Raw genomic sequence first — 17,145 nt, forward strand, 5'->3', positions numbered from 1 at the left:
TTATCCTCGGCCCAGCTGTAAACGACTCACTTCGACCATACCGGCACTGTCAGCTTTTGATACGTCCAAAAACTGAGCATCAATACCATGCTCATCTTTCAGAAAGGCGAGCCAGTTGACCAGTGTATTAAAGGGCAGTGGTTTGACCCAGACCTGTACCGACTCACTACGAGGCTGCATTCGGATCAGCTCGATCCGGAACCGACGAGTCGTTTCGTTAACCACCTGGTTTAATCCTTTACTGCTTACTGTCCCCTTGGAGCCCGAGCTACCTCGCAGAGAGGTGATCTCATCCGCCTTGGTACTTACCCAGCTCAGCAACTGACGTTCGCTTTGCAAGCGGCGCTCTGCCATTTCAGCCCGGTTGGCTAGTGGTTGCCAAAGTCCCCAGTAGAGTACGGCGATGATTAATGCGCCACCACCACCTAACACCAAGCGCTGCTCGCGCGCACTTAAGGCTTTCCACCACGCGTTCATGATTTTCTCCTTAGCACCACGGCACCGGTAACCTGGCTGCCTTCTTTATTCAGTTGCCCTTGCTGTACCTCAAAGTCTTCAGCCAGTAAGGTACGCAATTGTTCAAAATGCTGGAACTCAGAAGCACTGGCCTGAAAACGCAACTCACCACGGTTCTGGTCATATTTCAGGCTCTCTACCGTGAGCTGAGAGACTTTGCTCAGCGCGGGCTGAATTTGCGCCAGCCATGGCAATACACCCTGCGCATCGTCGCTCCCGCCCAGGCGAGCCAGCTCGCTGTTGATCTGGCGCTTTAGGTAACTCGACGACGGAACGCGCTGGTACTGCGGTAATACCTGACGGAAAATACGCTCGCTTTCAGCTTTATAGGCAAGAGCCTGCTTTTCCATACTCTGTACCGACACGACATGCTCAGCCACGATAGCAACCACTACCAAGCCTGCAGCCACAGCTACTTTTCGCCATGGTTTAAGATATTTTCGCCAAGCTGGCTGCTGCTTATAAGGTCCGGATAACAGGTTGGCTTTACTTGTCTCCGCCCCTTGAGCTAGCAACTGCATCACCAACTCCGGCGCTTCCGGCTGCCACTTTCCCGGTACATCTTTCGGTGCCGGGGTATAGTGATGGATCAGTAATGCCGACGAACTGTCGGAAGCTTCATCGGCAACCGGCTCTTCGGCCTCAGCATCATCCGCCTTATCACCTTCCACCAAGGCAGTGATCGGTGCTTTCTGCGCCAATAGCCAAGCTCCAAGCCAAGATACCTCCGCACAGATCCCCTGCGCTTCCGACTGGCGCACCAGCCATTGTCCTTCAAGCTCGGCCGCACTATAGCTGCCATCAAACAGAGGCAAGCAAAGGCAGTCAGGCAGTAGCTTCTTGACTTCCATACCCGCATCATCCAACGCTGTCAGCCACGCCTGGATCTTTCGGTGTTCAACCACCGCCACATGCGCGGTATCGCCATCTCGCTTTAACAGGTGAACATGCAGAGAATCGACATCCTGTGCCAATTCCTCCTCCAGCAAATAAGGCAGTACGGCGGCTAGCTGCCGCCCACTTCCGGCCGGAATGGTCACTTCGGTGAGCAGCAAATCACCCGCAGGGATCAGAGCAAAGACCGGACGCTGAGCAGCGTATTCAGCCAGCTCATCTAACTGGGTGAGATCAGCCAGCTGGCCAGATGCAATCACCTCTTTTTGCTGTGGCGACCAGACCAGCCATTGCACCGGCTGGTTTGGCCGGCTACTTAGCCTTATTGTCAGAAATTCGCTCACTGATTCCTCCATAACGGCGACGTATAACCGTCACCTTTTCTTCGCCATCACGTTTTAGTAAGGCCACTAACCTGACTCTGGATCTATCGACCAGGATCTCTGTATCCAATTGAAAATAATCGCTGCTCACAACCAAATAGTCCTGAGCCTGTTTTTTGATGTTAGCGCTCAAGCCTGCAATAGTCGCTTCAGCCAAAAAATCAGTGGTATTCTGCCAGCCATCATACGGACGATCGGCAATCAGCTTTTGGGCATCAGACAATGACAGCTCAGGGGCAAACAAGCCGACCAACAGCGCGGCCTGATGCTCATAAAGTGTGTTCACGTTCAGCTTCATATCCGTGGCCGGTATCGCACAGAGCAGCGGTTTCACCTTGTTGTAAATCTCTGCGCTGACCCCGTTGACCGCACGGAACTCACTGACATCCGCCATGAATCCTCTTGGTGGCAGATACGACGGGCTGAAGCCTTCATAGGTACTGTCACCGGCACCAAACGACGAGTTAACGCCATCAGTCGGATCAACAAACTCCCAGCTGGAATCGGCAATCACTTCAGCGTCATAGCTCTCGACACCCAACTCTTCCAATATCGATTGCAGGTAACCAACCAGAAACGGCTTTTTGGTGTTATCCGGTTCTGGTTTCAACCCAGACAACGCATTGAGGTTAAAGCACGCCTGACGGTCGATTATATCGCCTATCGCCTCGCCCCCTTCCAGCGGGTAACGCTGGCCCTGGGTTGCCCAGGCCTGACTGAGGTTGACCGTATCACTGTCATCGATACCCTGCTGGATAGCGACCTTGCCAAGCTCTTCCATCCCCAAGGCATACCAATAGGCCTGCTGGTTCTGGACCTGATTCTCAACCCGATAAAAGTTTAGCTGCAGGCGCTCGCTCATCTGAACCGCAAGCAGGGTCATCAGCGCCAATAACAGCAATACGACGATCAAGGCGACTCCTCTTTGCTGCCTCATCAGTTCCCCCCCTGGTTATCTGCGCTCAGGGCCGATATTGGCAGCATATAAACCCGCTCAATCTCACCAAAGTCTTCCAGCGTCATCTTCACCATAATGCCTTCAGGCAAAGCCGCATCCTGGTTCCACGTCTCAAGCCATTTTTTCTTGCTATAAAAACGGAATGACAGCTCAGTGACATCCGCCAGGATTGGCCGGGTCAAAGGCTCAGTCCCCACCACCGTATCCGGATAGCGAAACCAAACCCGCTCAAGCGTATCTTCAATAATGCGATAGCCAACCCGGACATTTTCCCCTCGCGGGAACATCTGCTGCGGGTTCTGCCACCCCGTACGGGTAAACATAATCCCCTTGCTAGAAGAATCGAGCAGATACTCGCTGCTAAGTAGTAGCTTATCAGTCGGAGCTTCACCCTGGTTGCGGACCTTTCGAGCAACAATCTGACGGAAATCATTGTCCATCATGACCATTGCCCGCTGGATCTCCTGCAGCCGAGCATTGTGATCTCGGGATTGCTGGTCGCTGCGCTGTACGCCGTTCATCACCTGATAAGCCGACAGGCTCAACATGGCAAAAACCGCAATCGCCACCAATACCTCCAGCAGGGTAAAACCACGCTGTCGCGATCCCTTCGATAAGGCTGGGGATAAGGGCTGGTTAATTTTCAACATATGTTCTTAACGTCATCACCGACTGCTTTCTGGCTTCATCTGTCGCCACCGTGACATCCAGCGCCCGCAGGTAACCATCAGCCGTCTTGGTGCTCTTGATTGACCAATACCACTCTCGTCCCGCCAGTTCAGACTTCCCTCGTTTCACCGAGGAAGGAATGTTCCCAGACAATCGTATTTTGGTCAGTTCGTTATCCGCGACCATGGCGGCAAAGGTTTTCTCTTCCAAATAACCCAGCGTATTGAGGTGCTGGCTGACCGACTTCATGACACTCAAGGCTGCGGTCGCAAACACCGCCAGCGCCACCAGCACTTCCAGCAAGGTCATCCCGCGATTCCGCTTGTTCATTTCGCCTCTCTTTCGGCCAGGCTTTTTATCGTTTCTCCGGGAGGCAGCAAAAATAGCTGTCCGAGTTCGTCAGCCTGGACCCGCCAGAACTGATTTTCCCCATCGACTTCAAATTCCAGCGTAAACGGGGTGTACTCACCGCTGGCCATCACCACCACCTGCGGCGGCTTAATTTTCTTCTTGTCAGTTTGCTCAGCAAACAAGTCTTCATTGAACAGTGAACCAGGCTTGAACAGGCGGTCTTTGTCCTGCCAAGAGTATCCACCGATCTCGACCCGCAGCTTGATCTCCTCGTCCACTTCCACCTCGGTGAAATAGCGGGATTCTTGCACGGGCTGCCAGTCCTGACTGGTTAGCTGAAGAAACTGATAGCGATTTCGCTCAACCCGGATACCGTAATCTATCCCGTTGAGCAGGGCGTCTTCACCCAATAGCTGTACCAAATGATGGAAACGCGCAGCCTCTTCTTTTACCGTGTCTTCCTTGCTCTCCGGCAACACCATAATCACCGCGACTGCACTGGTCGCAAGCAATACCAACACCAGTAAAATCTCAATTAAGGTAAAACCTGCTGCACGTTTCTTCATTCTATTTAGCCTATGAACCGGAACTTAGTAGTCCAGCATGTTCCAGTTGCCGATATCGGTATTCACACCTTCACCGCCTTCCTGGCCATCAGCCCCTAGGCTGAAAATATCTACAGCACCGTGTTCACCAGGCATCACGTAGTTATATTCATTGCCCCAAGGGTCTTTAGGCAGACGCTTGATATAGCCGCCGTCACGGTAGTTGCGAGGTTCCGGGCTTGAAGATGGTTTAGTCACCAGTGCATCCAGTCCCTGATCCGTATTCGGGTACACGCTGTTGTCCAGCTTGTACATATCCAAGGCTTGTTCCAGCGCACTGATATCGGTTACGACTTTCTGCTGATCCGCTTTCTCTTTGTTACCTAGCAGGTTAGGGACCACTAAACTCGCCAGCACCCCCAAGATAACAATTACTACCATCACTTCCAGCAGCGTAAAGCCGCGTTGTTTGCGTTGCATTGAAAAGACCTCCAAAGGAAAAAACTACATGCCAACCATATTGTTCAAGGCAATGATCGGCATCAGGGTGGCAATCACGATAAACATCACGATACCAGCCATAGCGACAATTAATAAGGGTTCAAAAATGCCGAGGGCCATATTGACCAACGACTCAAAATCCCGGTCTTGGTTATCGGCTGCCCGGGTCAGCATTTGCTCTAACTCGCCACTGCGCTCACCACTGGCGATCATATGCAGCATCATTGGCGGGAACAGCTTAGTCTGATCGAGGGAAACTCGCAGGCTCGCCCCTTCACGGACTCTGTCGGCGGCTTCCAGAACCTGCTTGTTGACCCAAGTATTGGTCATAACATCCGAAGCAACTTTCATCCCGTCAAGCAACGGGATTGCACTAGATGTACAGATAGATAAGGTACGGGCGAATCGTGAGGTATTGAGGCCACGGGCTACTTTGCCAATTACTGGCAGTCCCATCACCCAGCGATCCCAGCGCAGACGGAAATCCGGCTTTTTCAGCGCAGTTTTCAGTAGCATGATAGAACCCGCGATCACCAAAACGACCGCCAGCCCCCAATTCTGAACAAAGTTACTGGCCGCCAACAGGACCTCGGTGATCGTCGGCAACTGTTGGCCCATCTGGACAAACTGATCGACAATTTTGGGTACCACCGTAGCCAGCAAAAATGCCACCACGGCAACGGCAACCAGCGTCAGCATAGTTGGGTAAATCATTGCCTGTTGCAACTTACTACGCATTTGCTGTCGGTTTTCAGTGTAATCAGCAAGTCGGTTCAGTACGGTGTCGAGGTGTCCGGATTTCTCACCGGCCGCCACCATCGCACGAAACAGTTGGTCAAAGATATGTGGGTATTCCGCCATACTGTCAGACAGGGTATACCCCTCCACAACCCGAGATCGCACAGCGAGCAGCATGTTTTTCAGACGTGCTTTCTCACTTTGCTCCGCCACCGCTTTCAGACACTCTTCCAATGGCATGGAAGCCTGCACCAAGGTCGCAAGCTGGCGGGTGATCAGCGACAACTCCGTGGTACTGATCCCGCGACGAAACTGAAAAGCCCCGCTGGCTTTTTTCTTTTCCTGCTCGTGAGTCTGGGCGACATCAATAGGGATCAGCCCCTGCTCGCGCAGTTGCTGGCGTACCTGACGGGCATTATCTCCCTCAAGCACACCCTTCTTTTGTCGCCCTTTCGCATCAAGAGCTTTATATTCAAACGCAGCCATCTATCAACCCTCCCTGGTGACTCGCATCACTTCTTCAAGGGTGGTGATCCCGGCTTTGACTTTCGCCAAACCATCATCACGAATACTCGGCGTATGCTCACGGACCGCTTTCTCGATCGCCAGCTCACCGACTTCCGCATGGATTAGCTCCTGCACGTTCTCGTCAATCAGCAGCAGCTCATGGATACCGGTTCGACCACGGTAGCCCTTGTTGTTACATTTTTCACAACCCACCGCGCGGTACAACGTCAGCGAATCGGCTTCCGTCAAACCAAACAGCTTCTTCTGCTCGGTATCAGCCTCGTAAGGCTCGCGGCAGCTTTTACATAATGTCCGAACCAAACGTTGGGCCAGAACCCCCAGCAGCGAGGACGACACCAAGAAGGGCTCAATCCCCATATCACGCAATCGGGTGATCGCACCCACAGCGGTATTGGTGTGCAAAGTCGACAGTACCATGTGACCGGTCAGAGATGCCTGTACCGCAATCGATGCGGTCTCAAGGTCTCGGATCTCACCCACCATGACCACATCGGGGTCCTGACGCAAGATTGCACGCAGGCCGCGGGCAAAGGTCATATCGACTTTGGCATTGACCTGGGTCTGGCCAATACCGTCGATATCAAATTCAATCGGATCCTCGACGGTCAGGATATTACGCTCCTGGCCATTGAGTTCCTGCAGCCCCGCATACAGAGTCGTCGACTTACCGGAACCGGTCGGACCGGTAACCAGAATGATCCCATGCGGACGCTGAATAATACGTTGGAAGTTTTTGTGATTGCCCTCGGTCATCCCCAGGCTATACAGGTCGAGGCGGGTGGCATTCTTGTCCAGCAGACGCAGTACAACCCGCTCACCGTGTGACGACGGCATGGTCGAAACACGCACGTCGACCGCTCGGCCACCGATACGCAGTGAAATACGGCCATCCTGAGGAACCCGCTTTTCAGCAATATCAAGACGAGCCATAACCTTAATACGGGAGACCAGCAGCGGGGCCAGCTTACGGCTCGGCTGCAGCACTTCACGCAACACCCCGTCAACCCGGAAACGGATCGACAGGACTTTCTCAAAGGTTTCAATATGGATATCTGACGCCGCTTCCTTGATTGCTTCTGCCAACATGGCATTAATCAATTTGATGATAGGTGCATCGTCTTCAGATTCCAGCAAGTCTTCCGTTTCCGGCAGCTCTTCAGCCAGCGAGAAGAAGTCATCACTATCCGAACCCAGATCTTCCATCAGCTGACGAGCTTCCGATGAATCTCGCTGGTAAGCACTGGTCAGTTTGAGCTCAAACTCTTTGTCGGACAGCTCGTGCGGAATAAAAGCACCGCCAACGACACGACGTACTTCGGCCAGCACCGCCGCAGTCAACTGGCCGCTATAGAACAGGAACCACCCCTGCTCTGTAGCCTCCAGTACCACCCGATGGCGCTTGGCAAATGAAAATGGCAAACGGAACAGAGACAATAATTCGCCTGCCTGATTGTCCGCAGCCATTACTGATTCTCCAGCTGAGCGACGAATGCCCGCACTTCCGGCGGCAGTGAAATATCTTCACCATATTTCGGCAGAATCGGGGTCTCTGCATCAGGCATCAAACGTAACCCTTTATCAGCACGGTACAGTTGCTCCGCACGAATATAGTTATATTTCCGCTGGGTAATACCATCCGCCGTCACGCCGTCGCGAATAATCGTCGGCTTGATGAACACCATCAGATTGGTTTTCGCCGTCGTGGTATTGGTCGACTTGAACAGATGGCCCAAAATAGGGATGTCTCCCAGGATTGGAATTTTCTGCTCACTTTCGTCCACCTGCTCCTGGATCAGGCCACCAAGCGCAATCATCTGGCCGTCTTGTACCAACACAGAGGTTGTTAGCTGGCGCTTGGAGAAACGCACATCCACAGCACCTTCAGCACCAAGTACGTTCGACACTTCCTGCTCAATTTTCAGCTGGACGGAGTCCCCTTCGTTGATCTGAGGTACCACATTCAGCTTAATCCCCACTTCCTTACGCTCAACCGTCTGGAACGGGTTGTCATTGCTGGAGCTGGATGTCGAACCGGTTACTACCGGCACTTCCTCACCAACAATAAAGGACGCTTCGCCGTTATCCATCACCGTAATACTCGGCGATGACAAGATATTGGAATTACGATCCGAGGCAACAGCGTTGACCAGCATGGTCCAATCGCCCATCACGATACCCAGCGCAGCACCATTCACCCCACTCAGAACATTACCCAAAGTGGTGAAGTCGCCTTGCTTATCCGGGTTTACTGTAACATTACCGTTTGAATCTGTAACAGTAGTCCCCTTCACGTCTTCTGCCTCTTGCAGACCAATCGCATACTGGGAAATTGGCACTCCGGAGTTACCAAACTGGACCACACCACCATCAGTTGTGCCCCACTGCACCCCGAAGTTAACACCATCACCTTCCGCCAGTTCGACAATCATGGCTTCAATCAGTACCTGGGCACGACGGATATCCAGCTGGGCAATAATGTTTTCCAGCGCACGCATAATATCTGGCGGCGCTGTCAGGATCAGGGAGTTGGTATCAACGTGGGCCGAAATCATCACTTCGGTATTGCTGCTTGACGCTCCTTTCTTGCTGCCACCTTTTTTCTCGGCCTGCAGATTATCGGATACACCTTTAAGCACATCGACCATTTCCTCGGCGTTGGCATACTTCAGGTAGACGACGCGGTTGTTGCCCGAAGTCGCCATTTCTTTGTCCAGCTGGCGGATCAGGCGCTTCAGGCGATTACGCACCTTCGGATCACCGGATAGCAACACCGCATTGGTACGCTCATCAGCCACCAATTTTGGTTTGAGGAACTGAGGGGTCGACTTGGCGTCCGAAGATTTATTCAGCGCATCAACGATACGGACCATTTCCGCGGCCGAGGCATTACGTAGCTCGACGACATCAATTTCCTTGTCGCCGGCACGGTCAACCCGTTCGATGATCTCCGCCAAGCGGTTAACCACGGCAGCACGGCCAGTGATCATAATGATATTGGCCGGGTCATAATGCACCACGTTACCCGCACCAGCGTTATCATTAAGCTGGCGCAACAGTGGCGACAGTTCACGCACAGACACATTACGAACCGCGATTACTCGGGTAACGACCTGATCGCCCTTGATTTGGTCCTTACCGCCAACAACCGGAATGGCCGAAATTTTCGCATCTTTGTCACGAATGACCTTCAGTACGCCGTTGTCCATTTCTACAACAGCAAAACCGTACACTTCCAGAACATTGAGGAAAAACTGGTAGTATTGCTCATCATTCAGTAAGTCATAACTGCGAACATTGACCTGGCCACGAACAGCAGGATCAACAATGATCGTTTTCTGCAGATTGCGTCCTACAATATTAATGAATTCCTGAATATCGGTTCCTTTGAAGCTGGCACTGAAATCACTTGCCATTGCAGAACTGCACAGCAAGCCACCAGCCAGCCACAGGGCACTTTTACCCATCCATTTTTTCACAAAAAACTCCTGCTTTATGTCGCGTTTTTGCCTGTAAGCCACTAGCGCAACTCAATATAAATATCGTGTAACTGGCCTTCCCGCTCTACTGTTAGCGTAAAATCAGTCGCCTGGGACAGCTCTGTCCACAGTTTGGCCATTACGGTTGGATCCGTGAGATCATTACCATTGAGACTCACCGCCAAATCATTGGCTTTTAGCCCAACCGCATCAAATAACGCCCGCTCTTTGCCCGGATTAACCCGATAGCCCACCAGTTCACCGTCTCTCTTGACTTGCGATAAACGAATGTAGCTAAAGAGAGTCTGCGGCTTCTCAAGAATTTCTTGCTTGATTTTACCAAGATCAGAAGAAGGCCTGGTAGAAGGAGAGGACTTCGGAGCAGACTTCACCGGCGCCGAGCGCTGCTGCTCTTTACTGAATTTGACACCGTCCAGCATCAGGGTTTCATCCCGCCCTCGGTTACGAATGATCACTCGGTCGACATACACGGCCTGCAGCGTCGCTCGGGTTCCTTCAATCGCCTCGTTCAGGCCATAGGTATTCTGCTTGCCGCGGTGGGTGATCACCGCCAGGCTCGATTGCGGGTTAGAACTAGCTACCACCCCCACCAGCGTCAGGTTCAGCTGGGTTTCCGGCGCATCTTGCTTAACGGGTTGTTTCTTCACAACTGGCGCATTTTGTTGATAGCGCCCAAACAGGTTCATCCCTAATACATCAGACACCTGAAAACCTGAGCCGTTCGATGCCGAAACAGAAACCGTTTTCGCCTGCCACGGTGACGGGGCAGTCGCAGGCTGGACAATCGACCAAGCCAAACGCCCCAAAATCCATGCCAGGAACATCACCAGCAACCAAGTCATCAGGCGGGTGAGTGCTGTTACTGACAATGGGCGCTTAGTCTGAAGCGTTCCCAACCATTTTGCTGCAACCATGTTGAAATCCATTGTCCTGTGGATGTGAATACTTCCGGCGAAATATCAGCCGGATCTAAATAGGATACCCTTTAGCGAAAAAAACGGCAGTATTTCGCTAGTAAAAAGATTCAATATATCAAAACAGATCACGTAAAAAATATATCTATTATCAATAGACTAGACATTATGGGGAATTTATTCTCCATTTGCTGTTGAAAATCCGATCTAATATCACCATTTACTAAAGCTGACGCTGTAATGGCAATATGGTATTTTAGCGCCCATTTTGGGTTAAGGAGCACGTTATGGGCCAGCAATCATCAGATTCTGACACCCTTCAGGTACGCCTTGATAAATGGTTATGGGCAGCCCGGTTTTACAAAACTCGCTCGATTGCCCGTAATATGATCGACGGCGGCAAAGTGCACTATAACGGCCAACGCTCCAAACCAAGCAAAATGGTCGAAGTCGGCGCAGAAGTGCGTCTGAGGCAGGGTAATGATGAAAAAACCGTTGTTATCGCCAAACTGTCCGGCACCCGTCGTGGGGCACCTGAAGCACAAACGCTATATCAGGAAACCGCCGAAAGCATCAAGCAACGTGAAGTCCATGCGAAAATGCGTAAACTCAATGCTTTTGATAGCCCGAGTCCTGACAAGCGTCCTGATAAAAAACAGCGACGCGATATAATTAAGTTTAAGAGCAGTAACTAAATTTTACCTGCTGGAGTATACAAAAAGATGACAAACGATAGTCTGTACCGTTACCTGTTTGACGGTGTTTCTGTACGTGGTGAGCTTGTTCAACTAAACGAGACCTACCAGCAAATCATTTCCAGCAAGGAATACCCAGCTCCGGTTCAAAAGTTGCTGGGCGAACTGCTTGTTGCAACAAGCCTGCTTACCGCGACCCTGAAATTTGAAGGTTCGATTACCGTTCAGCTACAAGGTGACGGTCCGGTGAAACTGGCTGTGATCAACGGTGACCACGATCAGAAACTACGTGGCGTAGCTCGCTGGGACGGTGAACTACCTGAGGCTGGCAATATTCATGACCTAATGGGCAAAGGCCATATGGTTATCACTATTACCCCAACCAAGGGTGAGCGCTATCAGGGCGTCGTCGGCCTGGAAGGTGATTGCGTAGCCACTTGTCTGGAAGGCTACTTCGAAAGCTCTGAACAGCTAAAAACCCGTATCTGGCTTCGCACCGGCGAAATCAATGGCGTAGCCAAGGCGGCGGGTATGCTGCTTCAGGTTCTGCCAGACGAGCAAAGCAGTGATGATGGCGACTTCGCCCACCTTGAGCAGCTAACCAATACGGTGAAGGACGAAGAGCTATTTACCCTTGAGGCTCAGGATGTTCTCTACCGCCTGTACCACCAAGAAAACGTACAGCTGTTTGAACCGCAAGATGTAACCTTCCAGTGCGGTTGTTCACGCGAGCGAAGCGCTTCGGCTATCTGTTCTATTGAACGAGCGGAAATCGATCGTATCGTTGCTGAAGAAGGCAAAGTTTCTCTGCATTGTGACTACTGCGGAACAAGCTATGACTTTGATAACGTTGATGTTGCTGCGCTATTTGAGAAAGCGGCAGCCGGCAACAGCAACCAGGTGCATTAATTCTCACCCCGTATTAACCCTGAAAGTTAATTACAGTAGCCGGATTTAGTCCGGCTATTTTTTTAACTGAAGCACACTTTTCCCCTCCTTCCTGAAACCCAATAACGCTCTAACCCTCGCTTTTTTCAAGAGAAATATTAAATCTGGGATCTAGCGCAAACGCGTCACATCACTGTAAAATCAGCACCTACAATAACGTTAAGAATTTTACCTAACCTTAACTTTTTAATGGTTATTTTTTGATAAACCTCCCTGAATTACCCCTTTAGGGTTGCTAGCATGGTCAACAGTTAAACAACATCTTACCCAAGGAGCACCTATGACCGTCATAAACGTCGATAAAAAGGTTGCAAAAAGTATGGATCTGTCTAAATACGGTATCACAAATGTTACAGAGATTGTTCGCAATCCCTCGTACGAAGTATTGTTTGATGAAGAAACCAAGCCTGAGTTGGAAGGATATGAGAGAGGTGTCGTAACAGAGCTGGGCGCCGTCTCTGTTGATACCGGTATTTTCACCGGTCGTTCGCCGAAAGATAAGTTCATTGTTAAAGATGACACCACCAAAGATACCCTATGGTGGGCCGACCAAGGCAAGAACGACAATAAATCCATTGGTCAAGAAGCGTGGAACGATCTGAAAGAACTGGTTACAGAGCAACTATCAGGCAAGCGTCTGTTTGTAATTGATGGTTACTGTGGTGCAAACCCTGATACTCGACTATGCATTCGTGTGATCACTGAAGTCGCCTGGCAGGCACATTTCGTGAAGAACATGTTTATCCGTCCTACCGAAGAGGAGCTGGAAACCTTCGAGCCTGACTTTGTGGTTATGAACGGTGCGAAGTGCACTAACCAGAAATGGGAAGAGCACGGCATGAACTCCGAGAACTTCACCGTTTTCAACCTGACAGAGAAAATGCAGCTCATTGGTGGCACATGGTACGGCGGTGAGATGAAGAAAGGTATGTTCGCGATGATGAACTACTTCCTTCCTCTACAGGGCATTGCATCAATGCACTGTTCTGCCAACATGGGTGAAGATGGCGATGTTGCGGTCTTCTTCGGCCTATCTGGTACGGGAAAAACAACCCTGTCTACCGATCCTAAACGCGCCCTGATTGGTGATGACGAGCACGGCTGGGATGACAACGGAGTATTCAACTTCGAAGGCGGCTGCTACGCCAAGACTATCAACCTGTCTAAAGAAGCCGAACCAGATATCTACAACGCTATCCGCCGCGATGCATTGCTAGAAAACGTCACCGTACGTGCCGATGGTGCTATCGATTTCGACGACAACTCGAAAACCGAGAACACCCGTGTTTCTTACCCTATCTACCACATCGAGAATATTGTTAAGCCTGTATCGAAAGGTGGCCATGCCAACAAGGTGATCTTCCTGTCGGCTGACGCCTTCGGTGTTCTGCCTCCAGTTTCCAAACTAACGCCAGAGCAAACCAAGTACCACTTCCTATCAGGCTTTACTGCCAAGCTAGCCGGTACTGAGCGCGGCATCACCGAGCCGACTCCTACGTTCTCGGCATGTTTCGGTAACGCCTTCCTTACCCTGCACCCAACGCAATACGCTGAAGTACTGGTCAAGCGTATGGAAGCTGCCGGTGCCGAAGCCTACCTGGTTAACACCGGCTGGAACGGTACAGGTAAACGTATCTCTATCCAGGATACGCGCGGAATTATCGATGCAATCCTAGACGGATCCATCGACAAAGCCGAGTGCAAGAATGTGCCTATCTTCAACCTCGAAGTACCAACAGCCCTACCAGGCGTTGATCCTGCGATCCTTGACCCTCGCGATACCTACGTCGACCCGCTGCAGTGGGAAAGCAAGGCGAAAGATCTGGCCGAACGCTTCATCAATAACTTCGACAAGTACACAGATACAAGCGAAGGTGCGGCACTGGTAGCTGCTGGTCCTCAGCTGGACTAAACCGCAATACCCTACATCAGATATCGAGCCCCTCTCCGGAGGGGCTTCTTTTTTCTATACACCAAAGCGACATCACGCAAGGTTCTGTTATAAAAAGAATACTCCCCTTGCAGCCAGGTGGTTTTTCAGTCAACCTGAATCTAATACCAAACTGAATAATGATCTGTCCTATCAGCGAGATCATGATTCAATTTGGTATAATATCGACAGGAGGTATCAATGCGTCTGGCCGGAAAACTCATCGCAACCTTATTAGTATTGCTCGCGCTAAGCCTGACGATATTGATCACCCTTCTTCATACCCAATACGCGACTTCCATTCTGACTCACGTAGTTGACCGTTTCAGCCCATACTCACTCAGCACCCCGCACATCAGCTATAGCATCACCGAACCGTGGCGCCTGACGCTGGAGCAGCCCCACATCAGCCTTGAACAACAGACCTTGCTCAAGGCCGAGCAACTGGAGGTCTGGTTAACACCAACCAAGTTGCTTCAGCCTGGCTGGCATTTTGATACCATCTTAGTTGACGGACTTAGCCTGAGCCCCGCCACGCCTTTGCCGACTTTGCCAGCCGTTAGCACCAACCGCCTGGCACTGACCCGGTTCACCCTGCTGAGTCCCGAGCTAGACCTGCGCAACAGCCAGCTCCAGTTCGACAACTGGCGCAGCCAACCTGCGTCATGGGGGGAGTTTTCCGGAGACTTTCAGCTTGCCGCCGAGCAAGCCCGCTGGCAGCAGGCCACCCTAAACAATGTCCTGCTAGACGGGGACCACTATGCCCAACACTGGAAACTGTATGGTTTTTCATTTAACTGGCAACACGCCAACTTCAATGGCCAGGCCGAGTACCTGAACGCCCCAGCAACAGCGAAGGCATTACGGCTGCACCAACTGACCCTTTCCGGGTTGCAACTGCAAGACGCCTCCCTATTCAACCTGCTACAGGAGCGCTTCAGCCAGCTAACCCAGCCAGCAGTCAATATAGATATTCGGCGCCTGGATATACTCGACAGCAGTATTGAACTACCAGACTACAGTATTAATAATGCCAGCCTGTCACTGCAAAACTGGACTTGGCCATCCGATCACTGGCAGCAGCAACAGGCTCACCTGTCGCTCAATGCCGATAATGTCCGTTGGCAGGAAACTGTCTTTGACGAGCCACTGGTTGAGATCGACTTTTCGCCGCAACAAATCACCATAGAAGGTGCCTCGGCCAAGGTGCTAGAAGGGTATGTTCAGGCCGACGGCGCATTCACACCCGATATGCTGGCACTCAACCAACTCACCATCAATGGCATCAAGTGGTTTATCCCCGAACAGTGGCCGGCCCAACTGCAGGCTGCGAGCCGTTATTTCAACGATATCAGCCTGACCAAACTGGATATCAGTTATGCCCAGCTCACCGACTCACATCCCGAGCGGCCATTTCAACTGTCGGGGATCAATGCCAGCGGGCAAGACTTGGTCCTGAAACGCCGCGGGCGCATCGGATTATGGCAGGGGGAACTGACTGCCAGCGCCGGCTTTGCCAGTGTCAACAGTATCACTATGGTAGAGCCCTTTGTCGCGATGCAAAGCCAAGCCGGCCAGTGGCAGTTAAGCCAATTGATCATTCCTTTTCGTAACGGATTGCTGGAAGCCGAAGGGGCGATAGCACTCAACCGCGACGGACAGCCATGGCAAGTTGAGGTGGCGGCTGACAGTATCCCGACCCCAGTGCTCCGCCAATGGCTGCAACTTCCTCTGCCAGTCAGCGGGGTGATGGATATTGCCCTGTCAGCACAAGGGCTGGCCCAACACTCAACGAACTTGGCCTACAGCCTCGAAGGGGAATTAACCGCAGGGTTCCGCCAGCTACAGCTAGACAAGATCACAACGACCCAACTCTGGCAACAATGGAGTCAAGAAAGCGGATTAAGCTTGGCTACCGAGCATACCGGTCACCACTCGGGATCTCATAGCCCAATAACCGCCTCGCCGCTGCACATCAGTGCCGATCGTGGTCGGATAACGATTCAGCCCATCTCGTTAAGCGGTGATGATTTTAGCGCGACGTTGCAAGGGCTGTGGGACTTGGCCAGGCCAGACAGGCAAACCATTCAGCTGAAGGCTAGGCAGGGCTGCCAACAGCTCAACCGGTATTGGAGCGGCAATCAACAACAGATTTCGCTGTCATCCTGCGACGGAAGCAGCATATAGGTTCCTGTAAAGGTTGAAGCCAGTTGCTCACCACTATATACACTCACTTCAACCACCACTCGGCCTTTGCGTCCACTGGCAAGGCGATCCAGATCACCACTGAGCCTTTCTACCGAAGCAACCGCTCGCGGGCGCTCTTTCACCGGCGCAACATAGCGGATATGACTATCCGCCAACACAATATCCGCCTCTAGCTTACGCTCTTTCAGTAGCATCCAGACAAAGCCCCAGCCAGCCAGCGTCGCCATAGTAAAGATACTACCGGCAAACATACTCTCGCTAGGATTAAGGTTGGCATTGATCAGGGCACTGACCTCGAAGCGATAACCGGTATACTGGCTGATCCGGACTCCCATTTTTTCACTGATCGGGATCTGGTACTGCCACAGCTCCTGCAGATCCTGGCACCAGTCCGGGTGGCGAACCACTTCGGTCAGTGGGTCCAGATGTTTCAGCATTTGCTGGTGCCGTACCGGGCCACGCTCTTCGCTCAGCTCGCCCTGGCTGGCAAAGTCATTGCGCAGGTAAAAAGGGATCGCATCTTCACGGGCATTACAGACCAGGCGCTTGGCGCCTTCCTGACGCGCCAGTGACTCCAGCGCCATCAGCACCAGCGCCCCCATTCCTTTATGACGGTACTCCGGATGCACCGCCATAAAACGGATCTGACCATCGTTATCCGGGGTCATATACAACCGGCCGATGGCGATGGTTTCCCCGCTATCGCTCATGATCATCCGGTGGCAGCTCAGTTCATCGTAGGCATCTCGTTCAGAGCCCATCGGCATATGCCAAGGTTCCCGCAGCATTCGCCAGCGAAAGTCATAGTATTTTGCCAGTTCTTCGTCTGTTTGCGGGGTGATCAGTCGAAACATGAAATCCTTCTCCAAC

Annotated in this window: 16 protein-coding genes; 4 read left to right on the forward strand and 12 right to left on the reverse strand. The window is 51.9% G+C overall.

Going from position 1 to position 17,145, the window contains the following annotated elements:
• Genes MD588_RS19930 through gspC form a run of 11 tightly spaced genes read right to left on the reverse strand, consistent with a single transcriptional unit; the run spans window position 1 to window position 10,494 of the window.
• On the reverse strand, window positions 1-477 hold the full coding sequence (locus MD588_RS19930) for a type II secretion system protein M (RefSeq protein ID WP_265699422.1): 477 nt from the start codon (window positions 475-477) through the stop codon (window positions 1-3).
• On the reverse strand, window positions 474-1,754 hold the full coding sequence (gspL, locus tag MD588_RS19935; protein ID WP_265699423.1) for a type II secretion system protein GspL: 1,281 nt from the start codon (window positions 1,752-1,754) through the stop codon (window positions 474-476). Before gspL ends, MD588_RS19930 begins: the two co-directional genes overlap by 4 nt.
• Window positions 1,723-2,733, reverse strand: coding sequence for a type II secretion system minor pseudopilin GspK (gene gspK, locus MD588_RS19940; RefSeq protein WP_407676600.1), 1,011 nt, complete (start codon window positions 2,731-2,733; stop codon window positions 1,723-1,725). Before gspK ends, gspL begins: the two co-directional genes overlap by 32 nt.
• Window positions 2,730-3,401: a type II secretion system minor pseudopilin GspJ gene (gene gspJ, locus MD588_RS19945; RefSeq protein ID WP_265699425.1), complete on the reverse strand. Its 672-nt coding sequence runs from the start codon at window positions 3,399-3,401 to the stop codon at window positions 2,730-2,732. The genes gspK and gspJ overlap by 4 nt, the downstream gene beginning before the upstream one ends.
• On the reverse strand, window positions 3,388-3,750 hold the full coding sequence (gene gspI, locus MD588_RS19950; RefSeq protein ID WP_265699426.1) for a type II secretion system minor pseudopilin GspI: 363 nt from the start codon (window positions 3,748-3,750) through the stop codon (window positions 3,388-3,390). The genes gspJ and gspI overlap by 14 nt, the downstream gene beginning before the upstream one ends.
• Entirely contained in the window at window positions 3,747-4,337 is a 591-nt protein-coding gene (gene gspH, locus MD588_RS19955) for a type II secretion system minor pseudopilin GspH (RefSeq protein ID WP_265699427.1), read from the reverse strand. The genes gspI and gspH overlap by 4 nt, the downstream gene beginning before the upstream one ends.
• A 24-nt stretch (window positions 4,338-4,361) precedes the next feature.
• Window positions 4,362-4,796 carry a type II secretion system major pseudopilin GspG gene (gspG, locus tag MD588_RS19960; RefSeq protein ID WP_265699428.1) on the reverse strand — a complete coding sequence of 145 codons (435 nt, stop codon included), beginning with the start codon at window positions 4,794-4,796 and terminating at the stop codon, window positions 4,362-4,364.
• A 24-nt stretch (window positions 4,797-4,820) separates the two neighbouring features.
• Window positions 4,821-6,041, reverse strand: a complete 1,221-nt coding sequence (gene gspF / locus MD588_RS19965) for a type II secretion system inner membrane protein GspF (RefSeq protein ID WP_265699429.1) — start codon at window positions 6,039-6,041, stop codon at window positions 4,821-4,823.
• A gap of 3 nt (window positions 6,042-6,044) precedes the next feature.
• Entirely contained in the window at window positions 6,045-7,547 is a 1,503-nt protein-coding gene (gene gspE / locus MD588_RS19970; RefSeq protein ID WP_265699430.1) for a type II secretion system ATPase GspE, read from the reverse strand.
• A complete protein-coding gene (gene gspD, locus MD588_RS19975) occupies window positions 7,547-9,559 on the reverse strand; it encodes a type II secretion system secretin GspD (RefSeq protein WP_265699431.1) in 2,013 nt (670 codons plus the stop codon). The genes gspE and gspD overlap by 1 nt, the downstream gene beginning before the upstream one ends.
• A gap of 41 nt (window positions 9,560-9,600) precedes the next feature.
• Window positions 9,601-10,494, reverse strand: a complete 894-nt coding sequence (gene gspC, locus MD588_RS19980; RefSeq protein WP_265699432.1) for a type II secretion system protein GspC — start codon at window positions 10,492-10,494, stop codon at window positions 9,601-9,603.
• A 287-nt stretch (window positions 10,495-10,781) separates the two neighbouring features.
• Between gspC and hslR the strand changes: the two genes are divergently transcribed.
• The 4 genes from hslR (at window position 10,782) to MD588_RS20000 (ending at window position 16,254) form a co-directional block, all read left to right on the forward strand.
• Window positions 10,782-11,189: a ribosome-associated heat shock protein Hsp15 gene (gene hslR, locus MD588_RS19985; RefSeq protein ID WP_265699433.1), complete on the forward strand. Its 408-nt coding sequence runs from the start codon at window positions 10,782-10,784 to the stop codon at window positions 11,187-11,189.
• 27 nt (window positions 11,190-11,216) lie between these two features.
• On the forward strand, window positions 11,217-12,098 hold the full coding sequence (hslO, locus tag MD588_RS19990) for an Hsp33 family molecular chaperone HslO (protein ID WP_265699434.1): 882 nt from the start codon (window positions 11,217-11,219) through the stop codon (window positions 12,096-12,098).
• Window positions 12,099-12,417: 319 nt separating this feature from the next.
• Window positions 12,418-14,049 (forward strand): phosphoenolpyruvate carboxykinase (ATP), encoded by a 1,632-nt coding sequence (gene pckA / locus MD588_RS19995; protein ID WP_265699435.1) that lies wholly within the window; start codon window positions 12,418-12,420, stop codon window positions 14,047-14,049.
• 219 nt (window positions 14,050-14,268) lie between these two features.
• Window positions 14,269-16,254, forward strand: a complete 1,986-nt coding sequence (locus MD588_RS20000; RefSeq protein WP_265699436.1) for an AsmA family protein — start codon at window positions 14,269-14,271, stop codon at window positions 16,252-16,254.
• Here MD588_RS20000 and MD588_RS20005 read toward each other — a convergent pair.
• The gene (locus tag MD588_RS20005; protein WP_265699438.1) at window positions 16,209-17,129 is read right to left on the reverse strand and encodes a bifunctional GNAT family N-acetyltransferase/hotdog fold thioesterase; all 921 of its coding nucleotides are present in this window, start codon (window positions 17,127-17,129) and stop codon (window positions 16,209-16,211) included. The two genes, MD588_RS20000 and MD588_RS20005, sit on opposite strands and share 46 nt — an antisense overlap.
• Window positions 17,130-17,145: the final 16 nt, after the last annotated feature.

Origin of the sequence: Photobacterium obscurum (genome assembly GCF_026191635.1) — a bacterium.
GTDB classification, from domain to species: domain Bacteria; phylum Pseudomonadota; class Gammaproteobacteria; order Enterobacterales; family Vibrionaceae; genus Photobacterium; species Photobacterium obscurum.